Source organism: Kibdelosporangium phytohabitans (assembly GCF_001302585.1).
GTDB classification, from domain to species: Bacteria; Actinomycetota; Actinomycetes; order Mycobacteriales; family Pseudonocardiaceae; genus Kibdelosporangium; species Kibdelosporangium phytohabitans.
Genome location: NZ_CP012752.1, coordinates 4,177,414 through 4,200,957, shown reverse-complemented (window position 1 = coordinate 4,200,957; position 23,544 = coordinate 4,177,414). Strand labels below are relative to the sequence as shown.

Genomic DNA, 23,544 nt, shown 5'->3' with positions numbered 1-23,544 from the left:
CTGGTTGGTTGCGAGGCTATCCCCGAAACCTGTTGACCTACAATGACTCGTACCTCACACGGCGCGCTGACCAGCGGTTCGACCGGCACGAACCCGCTACTCGGTCAATTGCACGCAATCCGCTCGCGGCGAGGGAAAAGGGACGCCGGGGCACAGCGTCCCTTTTCGACCGTGCCGGCACTCAGCCGAGGTTGCGCTTGATGTGCCCGGCGAACGCGGTGAGGAACAGGGTGAGGAACTCGGCGGTGGTCTCGTTGGTGACCTCGCCGTCCTCGGTGATCAGGCCGTCGGAGAACTGGATGTAGGCCTCCGGCTGGCCGAGCACCGGCGAGTTGGTGAACGCCAGGATGCTCTTGAGGTGCTGCTGGGCCACGGCGGTCGAGATGGCGCCGATGGACGCGCCGATCACGGCGGCCGGCTTGCCGTCGAGCGAGTTCGTGCCCCACGGCCGGGTCGCCCAGTCGATGGCGTTCTTGAGCGCGCCGGGGATGGACCGGTTGTACTCCGGTGTGACGAACAGGATCGCGTCGCTGGACTCGATCGCTTCCTTGAGCTGTGTGCCCGCTTCCGGGTAGTCACCGTCGTAGTCGTGGTTGTACAGCGGCAGCTCGTTGATCGGGATCTCGACCAGTTCGAGGCCGTGCGGCGCGAGCCTCGCCAGCGCCTTCGCGAGCCTGCGGTTGATCGAACGCTCGGACAGGCTGCCGACGACGTAGCCGACGCGGTGGGTCATGACGCTCTCCTGTGGACTGTTCGCGCTCAAGAAGTCAGTGATTCTGACTGGATAGAACGCGGCGGCGGCCAGGGTAGTCCGCACTGTCGTCCAGCTCACAGTCGCAGGCGCGCACCCGGCGACACTGGTCACCGAGTTGTATAGTCACCGATAATTACCAATTGAGGAGCGGGGATGTCCACGACTGTCGAACTGACCAGGTTCCGGGTGGCACCGGAGAGGGTGGAGCAACTGCTGACCAGCCGCGCCGCGATGCTGGCCGACTTCAAGGCCGACCGAGCCGGTTTCCTCGGCGCGCGGCTCGTGCGGCTGCCCGACGGCGAGTGGCTGGACATCGTGGAGTGGCGCAGCTCGGCCGACTTCGCCGAATCAAGCGCGAAAGGCGCGAACCTGCCCGGTATCAAGGCGTTCTTCGAGAGCATCGAGTCGCTGGTGTCGGCCGAGGAAGGCACGCTCGCCGACGGCTGACCACCGCGGTGCGGTGATCAGCCGGTGTGCGGGTGTCAGGCCGGGTCGGGCACGCGCTCGGCCTCCGGCGGCGGGCCCGGCGGGGTCCCGTCGCCGAACGGCCTGCCGCCCAGCTCCTCCCGGCCGTGCGGCGTCAGCCAGCCGGACAGGTCCGGGCCGGACGGGATGATCCCGGTCGGGTTGATCATCGTGTGCACCACGTAGTAGTGCTCCTTAATCTGCGGGAAGTGCGTGGTGTCGCCGAAACCGGGCGTCTGGAACAGGTCACGCGTGTACCCCCAGAGCGCGGGCAGCTCGGTGAGCTTGTGCCGGTTGGTCTTGAAGTGCCCGTGGTACACGGCGTCGAACCGGACCAGCGTGGTGAACAGCCGCACGTCCGCCTCGGTGATCGTGTCACCGACCAGGTAGCGGCGGGTGGCCAGCCGCTCCTCCAGCCAGTCGAGGCGGTCCCAGAGCTTGCCGTACGCACGCTCGTACGCCTCCTGCGACGAGGCGAATCCGCACCTGTACACGCCGTTGTTGACGTCCTGGAACACCTTCTCGGCCACGTCGTCGATCTCGTCACGCAGCCCGTCCGGGTAGAGCTCCGGCGCGCCGTCGCGGTGGTGCGCCGTCCATTCCGTCGACATGTCCAGCGTGATCTGGGCGAAGTCGTTGGTCACGACCTGACCCGTGGGGATGTCCACGATCGCGGGGACCGTGATGCCACGCGGGTACTCGGGGTCGCGCTTGAAGAACGCCTCCTGCAGCCGTTCGATCCCCAGCACCGGGTCCTTGCCGCCCGGGTCGAGGTCGAACGTCCAGCTGCGCTCGTCGTGCGTCGGCCCGGCGATCCCCATGGACAGCGCGTCTTCCAGGCCCAGCAGCCTGCGCACGATCGACGCCCGGTTCGCCCACGGGCACGCCCTGGCCACGACCAGGCGATACCGGCCTGGTTCGACGGGGTAGCCGTCCCGCCCGTCCGCGGTGATCCGCGTGGTGATGTAGTTCTGGTCGCGCTTGTACTCGCCATCGCCTGCCATGCGATCAAGTCTCCCAGCGCTGGGCCGCGGCGCGAGCCGAACAATCGAGCCGCTCGCGATATTCCGCCCACCACACCGGGTCGCCGCTGGGCCGGGTCGATCGTCTCGGCTACCGCGACCTGCCGGGCGACCCCGCCGACCGGCTTCCTCCCACATCGTGAACCTTCTCGATTGAGATGGTCATCCAGGCGGACAATCGCCGGAGCGGCCGACCGTCGGCCGGAGAGGAGCCACGACCGTGCCGTCGCCCGGAACCGCACTGCGCAAACTGGGATTCCTGACCATCGGCCTGTTCGACGAGCACAACCCGCGCCAGGGCCACGAATCGACGCTGGACATCATCGTGCTCGGGGAACAGCTCGGCTTCGACAGCGCGTGGGTGCGCCACCGCCACCTGCAGTACGGCATCTCGTCGCCGGTTGCGATGCTCGCCGCGGCCTCGCAGCGCACCAGCCGGATCAACCTCGGCACCGCGGTCATCCCGCTGGCCTGGGAGAACCCGCTGCGACTCGCCGAGGACCTCGCCACGGTCGACGTCCTGACCGGCGGACGGCTCAACCCCGGCGTCAGCGTCGGCCCGCCGATCCGGTGGGACGACGTCAAGCAGGGCCTCTACCCGGACACCGCGGAGATCGAGGACTTCAGCTACACCAGGGTCCGCAGGCTGCTTGACCTGATCAAGGGGGAGCCGGTCACGTCGGGGCCGCTCACGGTAGGCATCGAGGAGTTCTCCGACCACGTCCAGCCGCACTCCCCCGGGCTGATCGACCGGACCTGGTACGGCGGCGGCAGCGAACGCTCGGCCCGCTGGGCCGCGGAGAACGGGCTGAACCTGCTGGTCAGCAACGTCGTGCAGGCCACGCAGATCGAGGACTTCGCACAGCTGCAGCTCGCGCTCGTGCGCGCGTTCCGCGCCGAGAGCAAAGCCCGGCTCTCCCAGGGGCTCGTCGTGATCCCGACCGACACCGCCACCCCGGAGCAACGCGCGAAGTACGAGGCGTACGTGGACAAGCGGTCGGCCCGCGTCGGCGCGGTGCACGGGCCGCGCCGGATGATGTTCGCCCGCGACATCATCGGCACGTCGGCGCAGATCGCCGAGCAGCTCTACGCCGACCCGGCGTTCGGCGAGGTCGACGAGGTCGCGTTCGCGTTGCCGTTCACGTTCGAGCACGAGGACTACGTGCAGATCCTCACCGACATCGGCACGCGGCTGGGACCCGAGCTCGGCTGGCGGCCCGCCGCGTAGTCAGCGGAAGATCGCGATCGGGTGCAGGATCAGGTGGCCGTCCGCGGTCACCTGCTGCGGGCGGGCCAGGCAACGGGCCGGGAACGACTCGCTGAGCCGGTCAGGGTCCTGCAGGTACTTGGTGGCGCAGGGCAGCGTCAGGTGCCCCGCGACCAGGGTGACCTTCTTCTCCCCGGTCTCGGCGATCCGGAACTTGCCGCGCACGTTCACGAACGCGTCGATGTCGCTGAGCTGGACGTCGGCGGGCACCCGGCCGTCCACCATGTCCAGCGCCGCGGACAGCGCGTGGTCGCCGACGACCGTGCCGGCGCGCAGGTCGACGTGCACGATGTCACCGGCGCGTTCGAGCACGTCCATCACGATCCGGAAGATCGTGATCGCCTCCGTGGTCTCCACCCAGCGCCGGAACACCTCGTCCTGGCTGCCGCGTTTGGTGTTCACCCTGGCGGGGCCGCCCTCGGCGGCGAGCGCGGTCTCCCTGGTCTTGGTCGAGCGCTCCTCCACTTCCTGGCTCAGCGCGGCGCGGTATTTGCCGCCGTACATCTGGTAGAGGTTCATCACGTACTTCTCGTCCAGGTAGAACACGCTGCCGTGGGTGTGCGGCGGTGTCCGTCCACTCCGCACCGCGCGCACGACCTGGTAGACGGCCACGACGATCATCGCGACCGTGACTAGCCAGACCACCAGCCACGGCCACCACTGGCCCCACCACTGGCCGTCGAAGATGGCCATGGAATCCCTTCGCCGTCGAGATGAACGCCTTCACGATGGACACTGGCCCACCCGGATGATGAGCCGTTCGAACAGCCTGGTGCTCGCGGGCAGCAGGGCCTTGGTGTCGCTGCTGCGGTCGATCGGCGCGTTGATGCCGAACTTGGCCATCTGCTGGCTCAGGGACGGCGTGCTGGGCAGGTCGTCCGCCGCGACCACCCGGAAACCCAGTTCCACCGCGCGCCTGCGCAGGTCCGGGTCGGTCTCCAGCAACGTGCCGAGGCGCCTGCCGCCGGGGTTGAGCGAGATGAAGCCGGGCTCGGTGATCAGGCCGGTGTTCGGGTAGAGCAGAACCCGTTTTCTGTCGACGTCTCCCCTGCTCCGCTTGGTCTGCACCTGGTACTGCAGGAACTGGTGCTCGTACAGGACGTTGATCGGCGCGGTGGCCGGGCCGTCCTCGGCGAAGTAGGTCTGCTTCGGGGATTTCAAAGGCAACCCGGCGCCCCTGACGATCGGCGCGATCTTGTCGGCGACGGCGTCGACCTCCTGCTCGGTCGTCACCGGCTGGTTGTCGTGCAGCGCGTACGCCAGCAGGCCGAGGTAGTTGCCGCCGCCGTTGGACGTGCAGACGCTCGACGTGTGCACGGTGATCGGATTGTCGTTGAAGATCTTGTCCTCCCCGTCGTTGCTGATCGCGGGGTCCTGCCACGTCTTCTTCTTCTCGCCGTCCATCAGCTTGACGAGACCGGCGAAGTTCAGGTCGTACATGAGGGTGTCACCGCGCCGCTTGGCCACACCGAGGTCGACCAGGGCTTCGGCGTACGGGCGGTACGTGGCCAGCACCAGCGGGCTGACCAGCACCGGGCGGTGCGGTTTCACGTCCGGGTTGCCCGCCATGCGCTGCTGGACCAGTTCCGAGGTCGGCTGGCCGGACGGGAAGGCGAAGTCGTAGCCGTCGAGGCCGGTGGTGACGACGTCACGTGATCCCATGGCCGTCACGTGCACCCGGATGTGGTGGCGCAACAGGATTCGCTGCACTTCCGGGTCGTTGAAGTAGTCCTCCTTCGATGCCATCTTGCCCTGTAACACCGTCAGCGGCTGGAACGGCAGCGCGAGCGTCTTCGTGGCAAGCAAAGTCGACAGACCCAGGACCGCGACGGTCGCTGTGGGTAGAAAGACCCGCAGGAAACCGCGCCGCAGCCACGGCGGTTGTTGTGGGCGGCGAACCTGTAACCGCGGTTCGCCCGTCTCGCTCCCCTTCGAGGTGCTCACAGTCGAATCCTGCCAGGTCCAGGCCGGAAACCGACAGAAGTTCATGAAATCGTGGTGATTTCGTGCACCACACGATCCGGTGACTCAACCGTCCATGTTGGATAGTCCACCGCACCATGGGTACCTGACGTGCGCACACAGCGAAGGGAGCGACGACCATGGGGTCTTGGAATGTGGCGGCGGTGGACATCGGTGCGGGGCTCACCGACGCGTGGCGCAGCGTTATGACATTCGCGCCGAAGCTCCTCGCCTTCCTCGTGATCATGGTGATCGGCTGGATCATCGCCAAGGTCCTGGCCAAGGCGGTGGGCAAGCTGCTCAACAAGGCCGGCCTCGACCGGATCGCGCAGCGCGGTGCGCTCAAGCAGACGATGGAGAAGTCGAAGTACGGCGCGTCGGACATCGTCGCCAAGCTGGTCTACTACGCGATCCTCTTGATCACGCTGCAGATCGCGTTCGGCGCGTGGGGCCCCAACCCGGTGTCCGCGCTGCTCACCGACATCGTCAACTGGCTGCCGAGGGCCGTTGTCGCGATCATCATCGTCGTGGTCGCCGCGGCGGTCGCGGGCGCGGTGAAGGACCTGATCAGCGGAACCATGAGCGGCCTGTCCTACGGCCGGGTGCTGGCGAACATCGCGTCCGTCTTCATCCTGGCGCTCGGTGTGATCGCGGCGCTCAACCAGATCGGCGTCGCCACGACCGTCACCACCCCGGTCCTGATCACGGTGCTCGCCACGATCGGCGGTATCGCGATCGTCGGCGTCGGCGGCGGCCTGATCCGGCCGATGCAGCAGCGGTGGGCGAGCTGGCTGGACAAGGCGGAGCACGAGATCCCGCGGATGCGCGAGACGGTCGACGCCGACGGCAAGTCCACCACCGACATCGGCACAGTGGAGGCGACCGCGGAGTCGGGCCGCCGCCCCGGCGGCGTCTGATCCGCTGACACGACGAGCACGGTCCCCCGTCGACGCGTTCGACGGGGGATCGTGCTCGTTGCTGAGCGCTCACCCCGCGCCCCGGAGGCAACCGGACAGGAATCTTCACGCGGTCCATCGAACGCATGCGGCGCCCGGTCGTGCCAAAGAACGATGGCGACGACCGCTCGCGTCCCGGTAACGTCGCGGTCACTCCCTCGCCACGAACCCGCCAATGGCCAGTCATTGGCCACTGTGGACGAGCCGGACGACCTATCGGGGGATCGAAGTGGACTACGAGTTCAGGCTGCTCGGCGCGCTCGAAGTGCTCGCCGACGGGGAGCCTGTGGCGATCAACGCCGCCAAACACCGCGTACTGCTCGCGTCTCTGCTGGTCGACGCCAACCGGGTGGTGCCGTTGCGGACGCTGCTCGCCCGGCTGTGGGGCGACAACCAACCCTCCGGTGCCCGCAACACTGTGCAGAACTACGTGTTACGCCTGCGGCGCACGCTGGGCGAAGCCGCTCCGATCAGGACACGGCCGGAGGGCTACGCGATCGAGGTCGCCGAGGACGCGATCGACCTGTTCCGGTTCGACGCGCTGACCACGCGAGCCAGGGCCGGTATCGCCGCGGGTGAGGTGAACAACGCGTTCACCTTGCTGCGTGGGGCTTTGGGGCTGTGGCGCGGCGAGCCACTGTCCGATGTTCCCTCCGACGTGTTGCGCTCGGACGTCGTACCGGCGCTGCTGGAACGCAGGCTGACCGCGATCGAGCTGCGGCTGGAGATCGACCTGCGGCTGGGCAGGCACCAGGACGTCCTGCCCGAACTGCGCGACCTGACCGGCGCGCACCCGCTCAGGGAACGGTTCTGGGTGCAGCGGATCCTGGCCCTTTACCGTGCTGGACGGCAAAGTGAGGCGCTCGAGTGCTACCGCGCGGTCAGCGCGCGGCTGGCCGACGAGCTGGGTGTGGACCCGTGCACCGAGCTGCGGGACGTCCACGCGCGGGTGCTCGCGGCGGATCCGGAGCTGACCGCGGACGTGGCGGCGCCTCTGGAAGCGCGTCCAGGCGGCATGCCCGCCGAGCTGACGTCGTTCGTCGGCCGCGGTCGCCAGCTCGATCTGGTGACGCGGTTGCTGACCGGGCACCGGCTGGTCACGCTGACCGGGGTCGGCGGAGTCGGCAAGACCAGGCTGGCCACGAGGATCGCGGCACGCCAGTCCTTCCCGGACGGTGTCTGGCTGGCCTGCTTGCGCGGCCTCACCGATCCGGGCACGCTCGACCGGTGCGTCGCCGACGCCTTGGGCGTCGAGGACCACTCGGCGCGGGCGAGGCGCGACGTGATGGTGGAGTACCTGCGGGACAAGGCATTGCTGCTGGTAGTGGACAACTGCGAGCACGTCGCCGCACCGGTGGCCGACCTGATCACCACGTTGTTGCGCGCCGCGCCGGGCCTGCGTGTCCTGGCCACCAGCCGCCAGCAGCTGGGTGTGCCGGGCGAGCACCTGGTGGCGTTGCCGCCCTTGGCGGGCGATGAGGCGGTCCGGCTGTTCGCCGACCGCGCCGCCGCGTCGGTCCAGGGTTTCCGCGTCACGCCCGTGAACGAACAGGTCGTGAACCAGCTGTGCCAACGGCTCGACGGGCTGCCGCTGGCCATCGAGCTCGCCGCCGCCCGGTTGAGCTCGTTGTCCATCAAGGACATCATCGACCGGCTCGACGACCGGTTCCGGCTGCTGGCCAGGCCCGGCAAGCAGGCGACGCTGCGCGGGGTGCTGGACTGGAGCCACACACTGTGTTCACCGCCGGAGCGACTGCTCTGGGCGCGTGTGTCGGTGTTCACCGGCGGGTTCGACCTCGTGGCCGCCGAGTCGGTGTGCGCGGGTGGCGAGATCGACCGTGCCGACATCATGGACCTGCTCGCCGGGCTGGTCGGCAAGTCCATCGTGACCGCCGCGACCGATCATGAGCGCACACGGTATTCGATGATGGAGACGCTGCGCGAATACGGCGCGGGGAAACTCGACGAGCTCGGCGCGACCGAGCGGCTCAGGCAGGCGCACCGCGCGTTCTACCAGTGCCTGGTCCGCCACGGCGTGACGCACAACTGGTGCAGCCCGCGTGAACTGGAGTGGCAGCACCTGATGCGCGAACAGCTGCCCAACATCCGGACCGCACTGGATTCGGGCGCGGGCACGGCCGAGGCACTGGAGATGGCCACGAACCTGAGCCGATGTTGTTTCTTCATCGGGAATCCCAACGAAGGGCGGTACTGGCTGTCCCAGGCCCTCGCCGCGACAGCCGACCCGAGCCCGCAACGGGCCGACGCGACCGCCCTGCTCACCTGGATCGCGACCATGCAGGGAGATCAGCAGGCGGCGGACGAGCTGATCGCCGTCTGCCGGATGCACAACCCGACGCCGACGACCATGTTCGCCGAAGGCATCTACGTGATGCTGGTCAAAGCGGACCCGTCGGCGATCGCGTTGCTCGGCCGCGCCCGCAGGGACATGGCCGAGACCGGGGACGTGTACATGGCCACGTTGTTCTGGGCCATCGCGAACATCCTGCTCGCCGACAGCGAGAGCGCGCACGGGGCCAGCTCGGTGTGCCTGACCGAGGCACGGCAACAGCAGGCGCCGTGGGCGTACTCGTGGGCGGTCTGGTGCGACGGGCTGACCGAGCTGCGGCACGGCGATCCGGCCAGGGCCGTCGAGCTGATCCGTGACGCGTTGCGCATGCAGCACGACTTCGGCGACCGCTGGGGTCCTTTGTGGGCAGTCGAAGCGCTCGCGTGGGCATGCGCGTCCGACGGTCAGCTCACGCACTCGGCGCGGTTGCTCGGGGCCGCCCACCAGATGCGGACCCGGGTCGGCGTCAAACCCATCGGGCTGTTCGGCGGTGCGCACCTGCAGACCGCCGAGGCGCTGCGGGCAGCCCTGGGCGCGTCGTTCGACACCGAGTTCCGGGCAGGCAGCGCCGTGCCGGATCCGATCGGCCTAGCGCTGGGTCAGTGCCCGGAGGATCTCGTTCGTGTGCGTCCACATGAGTGAACCGCCCGCGCCCGGGACGACGTGCCTGACCGCGCCGGGGATCCGGGAAGCCAGCAGCCGCCCGTGATCCGGTGAGTGGCTCGTGTCGTGCTCGCCGTACCAGATGGTCACCGGGATGCCGATGTGCTCCAGCGCGAACGGCCACCGGCCCATCGCGAGCACGGTGTCGCGTGCGTATCCGGCGGCGCCCTGGGCGAACGCCTCGTCCATGGCACGCCGGTACGCCGCCGCGAACCCGGGTTCGCGGTAGACGGCGAGGTCGTGCTCCCCGCAGTTGCCGATCACCATGTCCCACATGGCGTCCGCGCTGAACCCGGCGAAGAACTCCTCGGCACCGGCCGGATCGCCGATCACCCGGTCGACCAGGTCGCGCACCGGGGGCGGCAGCTCGAACCCGGGTGCGGCGACCTCGTCCGCGCCGGAAACCAGGGCGAGCGCCGAAACCGATGCGGCACAGGCCAACGCGAACGGCGCGCCCTGCGAATTGCCGACCATGGCCGGCCGCCCCAGCCCGCGCGCCGCGATCAGTTCGCCGATGTCCTCGGCGAAGCCGGCGAACGTCCGACCGGGTTTGCCTGTCGAGGCACCGAGTCCTGGCCGGTCGACCGAGATCACCCGGACGTCCCCGGTCTCGCCCATCCCCAGTCACCTGCTGGTGGCGGCGCCAGGCGAGAGCAGGACGGGAAGGCCGCCGGGCGGTCCCCACTCGGCCCAGCCGAGGACGCGGCCGTCGGCCAGCCGCGTCTCCCCGAGCCGTACGGGATCGATCACGTACCTCATGGGAGTGATCATGACATCCGATCCCGTCGCAGGCAGCGCCTTTTCGCCGTGCGCCGCTCGTGTCCGTATGGCATGGACACAGACCTTTCACCAGGCTCCCTGCCGTACCAAGTGCCGTGGTGCAGGCCCAGATATAGCCGGGAGCTAATACCTACGAAGGTCTATTGAACGACCGCGGGTTAGGGGTTTACCTTGCGGGAGTCCACTTGGTGAGGTTTGCCCCCTCGCCGTCACTACCCCTGCAGAGTGAAGGACACCTTCATGCTGAAAAAGCTGTGCTCCCGCTACGGGCTGGCGATATTCGCCGGTCTGTCGCTCGCGTTCCTCGGTCCGGCCGTCCAGGTCGACCTGGACTCGCACGACCACTCCGCCGGTGCCCCGCACGCGACTTCCGTCCAGGAGGTCGAAGCCGGTCAACTGCCCGCGACACCCGCGGCACTGCCCGGTGAGGCCGGAATCCAGGCGTGGCCGGTGCCGACCCGGCGTAGCTACTACATCACCTCGTCCTGCCAGCAGCACGCCGCGGCGATCCGCCGTGGCGCCGCCGCGTGGCAGGGCCTGACCGAAGGCGGCGGTACGCCGGTCGAGTGCCGCAACTCCTACATCTCCGACTGCGGTGCCGGTGGCCGGATCGTCGGCTGCAACTGGGGCCAGGGTCAGCGCATCGCGCTGTACATGGGCGGTGTCGGTGACGACGCGCTGCTCGCGGCGCACGAGTTCGGTCACGACTGGTACGGCCACTCCTCGTACCGGTGCGCCGGCTGGGGCAGCCCGTCCGAGGTGATGGCTCCGTCCATCTGCACGTTGAAGGGGTCACCCGAGGCACGTCAATAACCTCACCCCCACCCCTGAGAAAGGGCGGGCCCGTGCCGGATCCCGGCACGGGCCCGCTCCATCTACATAGGACACTGTGACCTCGGCGTAGGCTTGTCGCCGGTATGAGCACTGAACTGATCGACGACCTGCGCGGGTCCGTACGCGGTGGCGTCGCCGCCGACGCGGGCACACTGGCCCTGTACTCGGCCGACGCGTCCAACTACCGCCGGATCCCCCGAGTCGTGGTGTTCCCGCGCGACAGGGACGATGTGATCGCCGCTGTGGCCGCGTGCCGCAGGCACAGCGCGCCGATCACGTGCCGCGGCGGCGGCACCAGCACGTCCGGCCAGGCCGTCGGCAACGGGGTGGTGCTGGACTTCTCCCGGCACTACAACAAAGTGCTCGACGTGGACCCGCACGCCATGACGGCGGTCGTCCAGCCCGGGGTGGTGCTGGACGAACTGCAGGCCGCCGTCGCGGGACACGGCCTGGTGTTCGGGCCGGATCCGTCCACGCACGGCCGGTGCACGATCGGCGGGATGATCGGCAACAACGCGTGCGGGTCGCATTCCCTCGCGTGGGGCAAGACCAGCGACAACGTGCTGTCGCTCGAAGTCATGACCTACGACGGGACGATCATGACCGTCGGCCCGGCGACCCGGGCGGAACTGGACGCGGCGATCGCCCGCGGCGGCGAATCCGGCCGGATCCTGGCGGCCGTACGGGATCTGGCACTCGACGGCCTCGGTACCATCCGCACCGAGTTCGGCCGCTTCCCCCGGCAGGTGTCCGGGTACTCGCTCGAGCACCTGTTGCCGGAGAACCGGTTCGACCTCGCGCGGGCACTCGTCGGCACCGAGGGGACCTGTGTCGTGGTGCTGTCGGCCACACTTCGGCTGGTCACCCGGCCACGACAGCGTCAACTGCTGGTTCTCGGCTACAGCGGCACGTTCGCCGCCGCGGACGCCGTGCCAGCGTTGGTCGCGTGCGAACCGATGACGCTGGAAGGCCTTGACCGCGCGCTGACCAGGATGGTCACCCGGCCTGCCGCGCTCGACCGGCTGCCCGGCGGCGACGCGTGGCTGTTCGCCGAGATCGACTCCCCCGCCGCGGCGGAATCGTTGGTCGCGGCGGCGTCGGCGACCGCCGGGTTCCGGGGCTGGCACCTGGCCACGGATCCCGTGGACCAGCGTGCGTTGTGGAGCATCCGCGAGGACGGCGCGGGGCTGGCCACGCGCCTGCCCGGTGGCGCGGAGGCGTGGCCGGGCTGGGAGGACGCCGCCGTACCGCCGGAGAATCTCGGCGCGTACCTGCGTGAGTTCACCGAACTGCTGGCGCGGTACTCGCTCAGGGGCGCCACGTACGGGCATTTCGGCGAAGGCTGCCTGCACGTCCGGTTGTCGTTCGACTTCGGCACCACGCGCGGAACGACGGAGTTCCGGCGCTTCCTCGGCGACGCCGCCCGGCTGGTCGCCGCGCACGGCGGTTCGCCGTCGGGTGAACACGGCGACGGCCAGGCCCGTTCGGACCTGCTCGGCCTGGTCTACAGCGAGCAGGCGATGACCCTGATGGCCCGGTTCAAGCGGATCTGGGACCCGGACGGCCTGCTCAACCCCGGGATGGTGGTGGACGCGAGACCGTCCGATCAGGACTTGCGGGTGTCACCGTCGCGTGTGCCGCTGCCGCTGCCGACGGTGTTCGGCTATCCCGAGGACGACGGCGACTTCACCAAGGCCGCCCGGCGGTGCGTCGGTGTCGGCAAGTGCCGGAACATGTCCGGTTCGGTGATGTGCCCGAGTTACCGGGTCACTGGGGACGAGCGCGATTCGACACGGGGCCGCGCGCGGTTGCTGTACGAGATGACGCAGGGCGAGGTGATCACCGGCGGCTGGCGCTCGGCGGAGGTGCGGGACGCGCTCGACCTGTGCCTGTCCTGCAAGGCCTGCGCCACGGACTGCCCGGTCGGCGTGGACATGGCCACGTACAAGTCCGAGTTCCTCCACCACCACTACCGCCGCAGGCCGCGGCCGATGTCGCACTACTCCATGGGGTGGCTTCCTTTGTGGTCACGACTGGCCGCGGGGGCGCCACGGCTGGTCAACGCGGTGACACAGTCCGCAGCGGCACCCGCTATCAAGCGGCTCGGCGGAATCGCGCCACAACGGGCCCTTCCGCGGTTCGCCACACGGACGTTCCTGCAGTGGTTCCGCGCTCGTCCGGCAGGCAGTGGCCGCCCGGTGCTGTTGTGGGTCGACACGTTCAACAACCACTTCACCCCGCATGTGCTGCGTGCGGGCGTCGAAGTGCTGGAATCGGCCGGTTTCCGGGTGATCGTCCCGCCGGCCACGCGGTGCTGCGGCCTGACGTGGCTGACCACCGGCCAGCTCGGCACCGCGCGGCGCGTCATGACGAGAACTGTGCGTACTCTCGACCGGGTGCCGGACGTTCCGATCGTCGGCATGGAACCCAGTTGCACGGTGGCGTTGCACACGGACGTGCCGCGCCTGCTCGGCACACCGGCGGCGCACCGGACCGCCGGCCGCGTGCGCACGTTCGCACAGCTGCTGGTCGAGCACGGCTACCAACCGCCGGTCCTGGCGGCGAAATCGATCAGCCAGACCCATTGCCACCAGCACGCGGACACCGGGACGGCGGCCGACGCCGAACTGCTCGGCCGGGCAGGCGTGGACAACACGGCGATCCCCGCGAGTTGTTGCGGCCTGGCGGGAAACTTCGGGTTCGAACGAGAGCACTACCAGGTCTCCGTCGCCGCGGCCGAACAGGCGACGCTGCCCGCCGTGCGCGCGGCGGGCGACGACACCGCTGTGCTGGCCGACGGTTTCAGCTGCCGCACGCAGATCGCCCAGCTGACCGGCCGGAGCGCGCTGCACCTCGCGGAACTGCTGGCCCAGGGTGTCCAGAATGGAGAGACACGTCACTCGCCGTCCGGTTGAGCACCGGCCGCCACGGCGTTTCGCAAGCGGATCTGAGCACCTGCGCACCGCCGGAGGTGACTCACACCCCGATCTGGGTTACCGTTGATCCATGGTGCGGGCTCCCCTGACACCCCAAGAACGGGAACGCGGCAAGCAACTGGCCGCGGTGCTACGAGCGGCACGCGGCTCCATGAGCCTGGTGCAGCTGGCAGGCGAGACAGGCCTGTCGCACGAGACGTTGCGCAAGATCGAGGCGGGCCGGATTCCGAGCCCGTCGTTCTTCACGGTCGCCGCGATCGCGGACGCGCTCGACATCTCGCTGGACTACATCGCCTCGCTGTGCGCGGATGTCGGTGAGCCGACACAGCTACCAGCGTGACGAGGTGTAATCCGCTTCGCGGACGGAGTCCCGGGCTGCTAGGTTTCCCTGGTCGGCCGTGGGACTCCGGTGCGACTTCCGGAACATGCCCTTTCAGCTTTGCTTCGCAGATCGTGCCTCCATTCCCCGGCCGGTTTTCGCAGGCCCGGGGAGGGGACGATGGTTCTCATCGCAGCCGAGGACATGCTCATGTTCGTCAACGCTGCGATCACGTCGAGCGGGCAGCGCGAGTTCCACAGCTCGGCGCAGGAGCAACAGCTGTCGCTCGGGTTCCTGCACGAGTACATGATCGGCAACTACCGTGATCTGTACGCGGCGACCCTCGCGCTGGACATCAACGACCACAACGCGGTGCTCATCGCGCACAGGCTGCTGGCCACGCCCGGTGACACGGACCTGGAGCAGCGGCGCCTGGAAGGTGCGCTGATCGGCCGCAGGTTGTGCCTCGTGGCACCGCAACAGGTGTACCGGCTGCTGCGCGGGCTGCGACAGTCGCGTGTGAACAATCGACGGACTCGGGCGATCGTGCGGGACTGGCTGGCGCACCGGCCCGATCCGGCGTTCGACGCCGTCAAGTACCGCTCCCAGCTCAAGCGCGCCTTGCGGCACACGCACCCGGAGCCGTCCGACAGTGAGCTGGGCGACTTCCTGTTCGGCGGCAGGCCCCGTTACGAGACGCCGATTCTGGAGACGTGGCGGCGGGCCCACTACGAGCAGGCCTCCGTGTACGAACTGCCGTACACGGTCGCGGAGGGCTTCGCGGCGAAGCACAAGATCGACCGGAGCACGTTCCTGGAACGCATCGCGCCGAGGATGACCCGGGGCGAACAGTTGCGGACGCAGGCAACCGCCGAGCGCAACGACGCCGGCATCGCCGTGGACCTCACCAGGATGCCGTTGACGCGCCTGGCGTCGTACGCGCTGTCCCTGCCGCTCTCCGAGCGCGCCGGCCGCCGTACCGAGCTCACAGGGGCCTTGCGGGCGGCGGCAGCACGTGTCGCCGGGCGGGACGCGGGACGTTGGGGCCGGGTGGTCGCGGTGCTGGACGACAGCTTCTCCACGTACGGGTCGGGCCAGAAACGCAGGCGTCCCCTTGCCGTGGCGCTGGCCTGCTCGTTGCTGTTCGAGGCGCTGGCGGACACCTACGTTCCACTGTGGACGTCAGGGCGGACGGACGCGCTGCTGGCGTACCCGTACGGCGTCACCGCGCTGGGCGAGCGTGTTCTCGACGGGCTGGACCACGGCCCGGACCGGCTGCTGATCGTGTCGGACGGGTGGGACAACGCCCCGGCCGGGATGGCGGCCGAGGTCCTGCGCGTGTGGCGGACACGGCTCGACCCGGAGCACAAGGTCAGCGTCGTGCACCTCAACCCGGTGTACGACGCGGGCACCTTCGACGTGAAAGGACTCGGGCACGTGCCGACAGTGGGTGTGCGTGACGCCGAGGACGTGCCCGCACTGGTGGAGTTCGCCCGGTTCACCGAGGGCCGCGCGGGCCTGGCCGACCTGCGGGCGCACTTCGACGACCGGGTCTCCCGGTTCCTGGAGGGATGATGGCCACCCTCGACCTCACCGCGGCTCAGCGACACGCATGTGCACACGTTGGCCGATCTCAGGGTGGCCGTGGCACGGCAGCGGCCGGTGTGGCCGCAGTTCCACGACACGATGGTGTCCGGGCTGGTGGACGCGAAGTACAGCATGAGCCGCGGGTACCAGTTGGGCGACTACACGCTGACCCGGTTCCTGCCCGGTTTCCTGCCCAAGCAGGACAACCACATCGGCGAGCTGATCACCGAACGGCGTACCTGAAGACGTTCCGCCTGTCGGAGAAGCAGGTCCGCCGCGGTTACCTGCTGCACCAGCTGGCGGCGCACGACTGGCACCTGCCGAGCACGGCGGAAGCCATCGGCACGACCGAGGCGCAACGGGGGATGCGGCTGGAAGCGGCGGGCTTCGGGCACCTGCTCAAGGAGCACGTGCTGGCGCACTACCGCGCTGCTCAGCGAAAACCTCAGCCGTGATGACGTCGAGGACCGCGTGGTCGACCACGTCGAGCGCTTCACTCCAGTGCCGCAGGTGCAGGATCCGCGCCACGGCCCGGCCGGGCAGGTGACCGGCCAGCGCCTGCCACGCGGTCGCCTGGTCGGCGGGGTCCGCAATGGACGACGCGAACCTCCCGGCGCGCTCGACGCCGCCGGAGCGGGCCAGCGCGCCGGCCACGTCCCGGATCGCGCGGCTGCGCGTGTTGCGGCTCGACACTTCGGGCAGCATCGTCCGGATTCGGTCGGCCAGCTCCCACTGCCCGGCGCGCGCGACCAGCCACGCGTACGCTTCGGCCTGGTAGTCGCGGTTCGGGATCCGCTCGGCCAGTGCGACGGCCGTGGCCGCGTCGGGGTGTGACTTCACGACGGCCAGGACCGCCTCGGCTTGCCGTCCGGAGTGTTCGATCGTGACGGCAAGCGCTTGCGCGCGGTCGATCTCGCCGGCCGCGATCAAGGTCTTCACCAGTGCGGCAAGGACTTCGGCCCGCCGTCCCGGGCGGCCGATCGTCGTGGCGAGCTGCTCGGCCCTGGTGAAGTCGCCGCGCGCGGCGAGGGATTTCACCACCGCGCCGGTCATGTCGGCCCGGCGGCCCGGATGTGGCACGTACGTCGCCGCGGCTTCGGCCCGCCGCAGGAGTTCTTGCGCCTCAGCGGCATACCGTGGCGTGTTCATCAGGTCGGCCAGCTTCAGCAACGCCCGAGCCTGGCCGTAGGGGCTGGGCATCTGGTTGGCGCACGCTTGCGCCTGGTCGAGGTAGTCGCGTGCGCGCTGGTTCTCACCGTGGCGCAGCAACGACTTCGCGTAGCTGAGCAGTACGCGGAAACGCCATTCCACCTGGGGGATCGGTTCGACAGCGAACCGGCCGATCAGGTCAGGGCGGGCGGCGAGCCGCACGAGCGCCTCGCTGTACCAGTACGCGTGCGTGACGTGTTCGAGGACACGCTCCGGGTCATCGGGGTCGAGCAGTGCCAGAAAGGTTTCCATCCGGCGGTTGTCGTCGGCGACCGTGGTGGCGATGGCGAGTGCCGTGTCCGGCTGCCCGGCCAGGACCCTGGCAGCCGATGCCCACGCCTTGTCCCGCCCGTGGGTGCCCGTGATGGCTTCGATCCGGTCGGCGAGCCAGTCGAGACGAGCGTGCACGAGTCGCGGTTTGCCCAGTCGCAGCACAGCGGCGACCTGGTCCTCCGGGTCGGGCATCGCCGCGATCAGCTCAGTGGCCCTGTCCACCTCACCGAGCCGGGCAAGACACCGGGCGAGTGTCGTCGTCGGTTCGGCGGCCCACTGGTGGGCCACCGGCAGCGCCCTGGCCACGGTTGCCAGCGCCAACTCGTGTGCTCGGCGCAGGTTTCCCATCCGCTCCGCGGTCCGCACGACCTCGAGCGCCGCCCAGGTCCACTGTTGCACGCTCACCACGGACCGCGTGGTCCGTTCCGCCCGCACGGCCGACTCCCGCGCCTGCTCGGGATTTCCGGCAGCGAGGTGGGCCTCGGCCAGCACCACCAGCGCCTCGGACCGGGCTCGTGTCCCGGTGATCGCCGAGATCGCTTCGGCCGCGTAGTCGAGTTCGCCGGTTTCGGCAGCCGCCGTCGCGGCCGAGACCAGCACGGTGTCCTTGTGGTCGCCGTCGGGGACCGCGGCCAGCCACTGTCTGGCCTTGCCCATGTCACGGGCGGCCACCATGGCACCGATCCCGGCGGCCGCCGGTTCGTGCCGGTCGGTGCCGGCTTCGCCGACTGCCCAGTGGGACTCGACGGCCAGTTCGCGTGCTCTGTCCAGGTCCCCTGACTTCGCCACGGCGTGCGCGACCGCCGCGAGCATCTGGGCTTCCTCGTCCTTGCTGGAGATCTGCTTCGCCCAGCGCAGGGCGTTGTCGAACTGCTGCCTGGCGAGAGCGGCGCCGACCATCCGGACGCGGCCGTAGATTCCCCTGTTCAGGTCGACGATCGTCTGCAGCAGCCGCTCGGCCCGGTCGCTGTCGCCCGTTGTCACGACCCCGCCCGCGACCCGGATCAGCGCACCCGCGTACAGGTATGGCTCCTCGATGCCTTTCGCGAGCTGCTCGGCGGCGTCGATGAGCACGCCTGCCTGCGCGGAATCGGTGTCCACCAGTGCTTCGGCGAGTTCGACGACCGCTTCCACCTGCCAGCCCGTCGACGGCATCAGCTGCGCGATCGTGCGCGCCGCGGCCGGATCGCCTTGCCGCACCAGTGGTTTGATCATGGCGATCCGCGCCTCGGCGCGGTGGTCGATCGTGGTGATCGACGCGGCGACCGCTTCCGCCGCCGCGGCGTCGCCCGATTCAGCGAGTGCCTGGACGAGCGACACCGCGGCGGGGCCGTGCTCCGCCAGGTCGGTGATCATCCGCAGCAGGGCCTCGGCGCGGGACCGTTGGCCGAGTCTCGCCCACAGCGCGGGCAGGTGCCGGGGGATGTTGTCGTTGCGTTCGATCAGCCGGTCGCGGTGGATCGCCAGCCGTGCCATCACCGGCAGGTCCACGTCCGGCCGCGCGAGAACGGCTTCCTGGCAGGCGGTCAGTTCCGCGATGGCGTCCAGGTCACCGCCGGACAGGTCGAGCAGGCGGTCCTGGCGTGCCGCGTCCGTCGCGCAGCCGGCCATCCTGGCCAGGTCCTCCTGCGCGACGAGCATCCGGAAGTACCCGCGCAGCAGGTATTCCGGCGAATCCTCCGGCCAGCCACGCGCCCGGTAGCCGTCCGCCCAGGCGTGCAGGCGGCCTCGGTAGGTCTCCAGGCGTGCCGCGCCGAACTCCTCCACCGCCGTCGCCTGCAGTTCCTCGTGGCCGAGCAGGTAGACCTCCGGCCCGCGCCACGTGCCCGGCCTGGTGTCGAAACTGCGGGCCGCGACCCTGCGCAGGGTGCGGCGGACCGCCGACGGCGTCGACCCGGTCAGCTCAGCCAGGTCGGCGCCGCTGAGCCCACCGGCCGCCACGGTGAGCACGCCGAGCAGGTCCTGCTCGGCCTGCGAGCCGGTCAGCAGCCGGTCGAGCTCCAGTTCCATGTCGTCACGGATCACGCGGGCCGCGGGCGATGTCGTGAGCGGCCGGACGATCGTGGGATCGCGCAACGGGTGGTCGCGGTCGACGTCCTGTGGCACGGGCGGGTTGGGCCGCCCCGCGACGATCACCTTCATCCCGTCCGGCGGCTTCACCGGCAGCAGCGCCGCGATGCTGTGCGACTGCGCCGTGCCACGGTCCTCGTCGAGGCCGTCGACCACCAGCACGAGGTGTTTCCCGTCGTGACGGCACAGTTGCGCGGCCTCGGCCAGCATCCCGACCAGGTGGTGTTCCCTGGTGACCTCGGGCAGGAACGTGGGCAGCGGCTCGCCGAGCAGCTCGGCGAGCTGTTCCAGCACCACGTCCACGAACGCGCCGCGATGGTCCTGACCGGCCAGGCGCCCGGTGACGAAGAACGACACGACACGCACGTCCGGCGGCGGGTGCAGCACGAACCACGCCATCAGCGCGGACTTGCCCGCCCATTTCGTCGCGCGCCACCAGGCGTACGACTCGCTGCCCGCGCAGAAGGACGCCAGGTCGGCGAGTTCGCTGTCCCGGCCGATCAGCTCGGGCGGGGCGATCTGCCTGACCTGCTCGCGATATCGCGACCGGGCACGCGGATAGGAGTAGATCGACCCGATGTGCACGCCACTGTTGGCGTACCCACCGGACGCCGCCTCCGCCGCGCCGGTCCGCCTCGCGTCCACCTTGCGGGGCAGGCGTTCCCCGTCAGCCATCTACGCCGGTGTTCGCCGAACCGCCACCGGAGGCGGTCGCCTCCCCGGTCCGGTCCGCACGCAGGGCACCGGACGCCCCGCTGACACGAACCCCGGTGTTGGCCGACGATCCGCTTCCGCGGGCCGTGGCGTTGCCCGTGCGGGACGCGCGAACACTGTTACCGCTGGTGGTTCTGAGCGCCGCCCAGATCGCCACCCCGACGGCCGCGACCGCTCCCAGCGCCGAGGACACTGTCGCGACGCGGTTCGCGACGTCCCATTGGGCCAGCACGAACCAGGTGCCGAGGCCCGCGACGACCAAGCAGGTCAGGATCAGGACCACGCGCCCTGCCTTCACGTGCCACCTCCCGTGCCGAGTGCGGCGACCTCAGCCGCCGACGCCAAGTTTCCCACCTGGACGTAGAGATCGTGCGCGGACCGCCACGCGTTTCCCGCGGCCTGCGGATCGGTGTCCGCGTAGGCCTTGCCGAGGCTGGTCAGCGCGGTCGCGTGCAACGAGTGCCAGCCCCGGTTGCGCCACAGCGCGACGGACTCCTCCAGACAGGTCACGGCGGCGGCGTTGTTCCCGTCGGCCAGCTCGACGCAGCCGAGGACTTCCAGTGCCTCAGCGAGGTGGTGGCTCATGTTGTAGTCGCGGCTGAGGGCGACCGCGGCTTCGGCGGCGGGCCGCGCGGTGGCGTCACCGATCCTGAAGTACAGGCGTGCCAACGCCAGCAAGGTGAGCGCCTCGGTGTAACTGTCCCGGTAGGACCGTGAGATGGCCAGCGACTCGTCCAGCATCCGCTTGCTGGCCTCGAAATTCCCCAGCACCCGCTGCCCTATCCCGGCGAACTGCAGCGCGGTGGCCACACACCGGGCGTTGCCGAGTTCACCGGCGCGGTCGAGGGCGTTGCCGGCGTGCCGGACGGCTTCCGCGAGGTCGCGGTTCTCGAAGTGCGCCAACGCCAGCGAGAGTTCCGCCCGCGCCCGGCCGCCGAGGTGGCCCGACCGCGTGGCTAGCTCGAGTGCCTCCTCGGCCGCGCGGATCGCGTCGACGTGCGCGCCGTTGGCGGTCAGCGACCACGAGCACATCAACGCGGCGTCCGCGCTCCCCTGTGGCAGACCGAGATCGGTGAACATCTGCTTCAAGCGCGTGGCTTCGGCGTACTGGCGTTCCATCGCGTCGGCGCTGTCGGTGGCCCACGTCGTGACGTCGATCAGACCGCGCCGCATCACCGCCTCGCCCAGTGCGTTGCCCGATTCCCGGCACAGCCGCAGCACCTCGGTGTTCAGCGCGATCCAGTCGGAGTACATGCCGCGCACGTCGAAGTACTTCTCCATCCGCTGCGCCAGGTCGAACGCCACGTCGGTCATGCCGAGACGGCAGGACTGGCGCACCGCGGCCAGCAGCGCGCCGCGTTCGGCGTCGAACCAGTCGGCCGCCCACTCCGGCCGGAAGTCCGGCAGCACGTGGCCGGTCGGCGGTCTCGGCGCGGGGCCGCTGATCGGCGCGAAACACGGGCCGGGCACGGACACCGCCATCCGTTCGGCCAGGCCGAGCCAGCCGCCGAAGCCACGCACCAGTGCGTCCGTCCGGCTGTCGGCGGTCTCCTCCGCCTGTGCCCGTTCCGCGGCGAACAGCCGGACGAGGTCGTGGAATCGGTACCGGTACTGGCCCGCGGCGTCCGTGCCGGATGTGGTCAGCAGATGCGCGTCCACCAGCGCCTCGGCGTACCCGGTCGCCTCGTCGACCGGGCAGCCGAGCACGACGGACGCCAGCCACGGCGGGAAATCCGGGGCGTTGAACAAGCCGAGCAACCGCAACAGCCTGCGCGGCTGCTCGTCCAGGCCGCGGTAGCTCAGGGCCAGCGACGCGCGGACGGCCAGGTCCCCGGCGGACAACTGGTCCAACCGGCGCCGCTCGTCGCCCAGCATGGCGGCCAGGTGCGCCAGCCGCCAACTGGACCGTGCGGTCAGCCGCGCGCCCGCGATGCGCACGGCCAACGGCAAGCCGCCGCACAACTCGACGATGTCAGCCGCCAAGGACTGTTCCGCCCTGACGCGGTCCTCGCCGACGATGTGGGTGAACAGGTCGACGGCCTCGTCCGTGGCGAACACGTCGAGGTCGACGCGGTGCGCGCCCTCCAGCCCGGTCAGCCCGGCCCGGCTGGTGATCACGACCGCGCAGGTCGGCGTGCCCGGCAGCAGCGGCCTGACCTGCTCCTCGGACGCTGCGTCATCCAGCAGCACCAGGATCCTGCGGCCGTTGACGAGCGTGCGGTACGCCGCGACGCGTTCGTCCGGGTCGATGGGGATGGCACGCTCCGGAACGCCCAGCGCTCGCAGGAATCTCGCGAGGACGTCGGTGGGTTTGGCCGGGGTCGCACTGGAACCGTGCAGGTTCGCCCACAGCTGACCGTCTGTGTACGCGGGGGCCGCGTTGTGCGCGGCGTACACGCCCAAGGCGGTTTTGCCGATCCCGCCCATGCCGACGATCGTGACGACCGACGGTCCCGCGTTCCACCCCTGGCTCAAATGCTTGAACAGCAAGGCGGTCTCGGCCATCCGGCCGGTGAAGTCGGGAACGCCCGGCGGCAGCAGCGCCGGCGCCGACCAGGCTCGCACCTCACCGGGCACGGTCCGCGTCCGCGCGTGCCCGGCGGTCACGAGCAGTTGCGGGTCCGCGTCGAGGATCCGCAAGTACAGGCCCTGCAACTGCGGACTCGGTGGCACGCCGAGTTCGTCGGCCAGGTGCGAGCGGATCCGCTCGTAGCACGTCAGCGTCCCGGCTTGGCGCCCGTGCCGGTACAGCGCCAGCATCAGTTGCCCCGCAACGCGTTCGTTCATCGGGTCGGCGTCGAACGCCACGGACGCCTCGGTCAGCACGGCGGTGTGCTGACCGCACAGCAGCCTGAGGTCCCGCACGTCGATCTCGGCGGACTCGCGTTCCCGCAACAACACCGCGCGCTGGTTGTTGAACCACGGGCTGTCGACACCGGCGAACGGCTCGCCGCGCCACAAGTCCAACGCCTGGTTGAACAAACCGATCGCTTGCTCAGCTTCGTCGGTCGACCGCGCCTGCGCCAGCAACTGCCGGAACCTGTGCAGGTCGACCGTGGCGGGCCTGACCGCGGCCACGTACCCGCCCGGCTGGCGCACGATCCGCACGTCCTGCTCGATCGGCGCCAGCGCCTGCCGCAACCGGGAGACGTAGCCGTAGAGCGGGGTCAGTCCGCTGTGCGGGATGTTGTCGCCCCAGATCCGTCCGGCGAGATCCGCGATGGGTACCAACCGGTCCGCGTCCACGAGCAGGGCCGCGAAAACGAGCCGCTGCCGGGCATGCCCCAAGTCGAGCTGCTGGCTGCCGGCGCGCGCCTCGATCGCACCGAGCAGACCGAACTCCACCGCAGTCACCGTTCCCCCAGTGCGTGCTCCCGCCGTCG

The 23,544-nt window shown here is 69.8% G+C and carries 17 protein-coding genes and 1 pseudogene; 9 read left to right on the top strand and 9 right to left on the bottom strand.

Annotated features, from left to right (window positions below):
* Positions 1 to 181 precede the first annotated feature (181 nt).
* On the bottom strand, positions 182 to 733 hold the full coding sequence (locus AOZ06_RS19225; protein WP_054290669.1) for an NADPH-dependent FMN reductase: 552 nt from the start codon (positions 731 to 733) through the stop codon (positions 182 to 184).
* Positions 734 to 907: 174 nt separating this feature from the next.
* Between AOZ06_RS19225 and AOZ06_RS19220 the strand changes: the two genes are divergently transcribed.
* Complete coding sequence (locus AOZ06_RS19220; protein ID WP_054290668.1) at positions 908 to 1,201, top strand: antibiotic biosynthesis monooxygenase; 294 nt, start codon at positions 908 to 910, stop codon at positions 1,199 to 1,201.
* A gap of 35 nt (positions 1,202 to 1,236) precedes the next feature.
* Here AOZ06_RS19220 and AOZ06_RS19215 read toward each other — a convergent pair whose 3' ends face one another.
* Positions 1,237 to 2,223 carry a glutathione S-transferase family protein gene (locus AOZ06_RS19215; protein ID WP_054290667.1) on the bottom strand — a complete coding sequence of 329 codons (987 nt, stop codon included), beginning with the start codon at positions 2,221 to 2,223 and terminating at the stop codon, positions 1,237 to 1,239.
* Positions 2,224 to 2,461: 238 nt separating this feature from the next.
* Here AOZ06_RS19215 and AOZ06_RS19210 point away from each other — a divergent pair, with 238 nt between their 5' ends.
* On the top strand, positions 2,462 to 3,469 hold the full coding sequence (locus tag AOZ06_RS19210; protein WP_054290666.1) for an LLM class flavin-dependent oxidoreductase: 1,008 nt from the start codon (positions 2,462 to 2,464) through the stop codon (positions 3,467 to 3,469).
* Here the strand turns inward: AOZ06_RS19210 and AOZ06_RS19205 are convergent, their stop codons facing one another.
* Positions 3,470 to 4,201 carry a hypothetical protein gene (locus AOZ06_RS19205; protein ID WP_054290665.1) on the bottom strand — a complete coding sequence of 244 codons (732 nt, stop codon included), beginning with the start codon at positions 4,199 to 4,201 and terminating at the stop codon, positions 3,470 to 3,472. It abuts the gene before it with no gap.
* A gap of 30 nt (positions 4,202 to 4,231) precedes the next feature.
* Positions 4,232 to 5,452: a hypothetical protein gene (locus tag AOZ06_RS19200; RefSeq protein WP_083471794.1), complete on the bottom strand. Its 1,221-nt coding sequence runs from the start codon at positions 5,450 to 5,452 to the stop codon at positions 4,232 to 4,234.
* Between the two features lie 158 nt (positions 5,453 to 5,610).
* Here AOZ06_RS19200 and AOZ06_RS19195 point away from each other — a divergent pair, with 158 nt between their 5' ends.
* On the top strand, positions 5,611 to 6,387 hold the full coding sequence (locus tag AOZ06_RS19195) for a mechanosensitive ion channel family protein (protein ID WP_083471793.1): 777 nt from the start codon (positions 5,611 to 5,613) through the stop codon (positions 6,385 to 6,387).
* A gap of 214 nt (positions 6,388 to 6,601) precedes the next feature.
* Complete coding sequence (locus AOZ06_RS19190) at positions 6,602 to 9,418, top strand: AfsR/SARP family transcriptional regulator (protein ID WP_083471792.1); 2,817 nt, start codon at positions 6,602 to 6,604, stop codon at positions 9,416 to 9,418.
* Here AOZ06_RS19190 and AOZ06_RS19185 read toward each other — a convergent pair.
* On the bottom strand, positions 9,365 to 10,057 hold the full coding sequence (locus AOZ06_RS19185; RefSeq protein ID WP_225954785.1) for an alpha/beta fold hydrolase: 693 nt from the start codon (positions 10,055 to 10,057) through the stop codon (positions 9,365 to 9,367). The genes AOZ06_RS19190 and AOZ06_RS19185 overlap by 54 nt on opposite strands.
* A gap of 6 nt (positions 10,058 to 10,063) precedes the next feature.
* Positions 10,064 to 10,198 carry a hypothetical protein gene (locus tag AOZ06_RS61275; protein ID WP_257721476.1) on the bottom strand — a complete coding sequence of 45 codons (135 nt, stop codon included), beginning with the start codon at positions 10,196 to 10,198 and terminating at the stop codon, positions 10,064 to 10,066.
* Between the two features lie 261 nt (positions 10,199 to 10,459).
* Between AOZ06_RS61275 and AOZ06_RS60045 the strand changes: the two genes are divergently transcribed.
* The 5 genes and pseudogenes from AOZ06_RS60045 to AOZ06_RS19160 form a co-directional block, all read left to right on the top strand.
* On the top strand, positions 10,460 to 11,032 hold the full coding sequence (locus tag AOZ06_RS60045; RefSeq protein WP_225954786.1) for a hypothetical protein: 573 nt from the start codon (positions 10,460 to 10,462) through the stop codon (positions 11,030 to 11,032).
* Positions 11,033 to 11,136: 104 nt separating this feature from the next.
* Positions 11,137 to 13,968 (top strand): FAD-binding and (Fe-S)-binding domain-containing protein, encoded by a 2,832-nt coding sequence (locus AOZ06_RS19175; RefSeq protein WP_054290663.1) that lies wholly within the window; start codon positions 11,137 to 11,139, stop codon positions 13,966 to 13,968.
* A 91-nt stretch (positions 13,969 to 14,059) separates the two neighbouring features.
* Positions 14,060 to 14,329: a helix-turn-helix domain-containing protein gene (locus tag AOZ06_RS19170; RefSeq protein WP_042191572.1), complete on the top strand. Its 270-nt coding sequence runs from the start codon at positions 14,060 to 14,062 to the stop codon at positions 14,327 to 14,329.
* Positions 14,330 to 14,488: 159 nt separating this feature from the next.
* Positions 14,489 to 15,883: a hypothetical protein gene (locus AOZ06_RS19165; RefSeq protein WP_054290662.1), complete on the top strand. Its 1,395-nt coding sequence runs from the start codon at positions 14,489 to 14,491 to the stop codon at positions 15,881 to 15,883.
* Positions 15,884 to 15,907: 24 nt separating this feature from the next.
* Positions 15,908 to 16,138 (top strand): annotated as a pseudogene (locus tag AOZ06_RS19160) (ARPP-2 domain-containing protein); the annotation flags it as partial.
* Between the two features lie 156 nt (positions 16,139 to 16,294).
* On the opposite strand, the gene AOZ06_RS19155 reads toward AOZ06_RS19160, so the two are convergent.
* The 3 genes from AOZ06_RS19155 to AOZ06_RS19145 are packed head-to-tail and all read right to left on the bottom strand — an operon-like array spanning position 16,295 to position 23,506.
* On the bottom strand, positions 16,295 to 20,122 hold the full coding sequence (locus AOZ06_RS19155; protein WP_054290660.1) for a hypothetical protein: 3,828 nt from the start codon (positions 20,120 to 20,122) through the stop codon (positions 16,295 to 16,297).
* Positions 20,115 to 20,459 carry a hypothetical protein gene (locus tag AOZ06_RS19150; protein WP_054290659.1) on the bottom strand — a complete coding sequence of 115 codons (345 nt, stop codon included), beginning with the start codon at positions 20,457 to 20,459 and terminating at the stop codon, positions 20,115 to 20,117. Before AOZ06_RS19150 ends, AOZ06_RS19155 begins: the two co-directional genes overlap by 8 nt.
* The gene (locus AOZ06_RS19145) at positions 20,456 to 23,506 is read right to left on the bottom strand and encodes an AfsR/SARP family transcriptional regulator (RefSeq protein ID WP_054290658.1); all 3,051 of its coding nucleotides are present in this window, start codon (positions 23,504 to 23,506) and stop codon (positions 20,456 to 20,458) included. Before AOZ06_RS19145 ends, AOZ06_RS19150 begins: the two co-directional genes overlap by 4 nt.
* Positions 23,507 to 23,544: the final 38 nt, after the last annotated feature.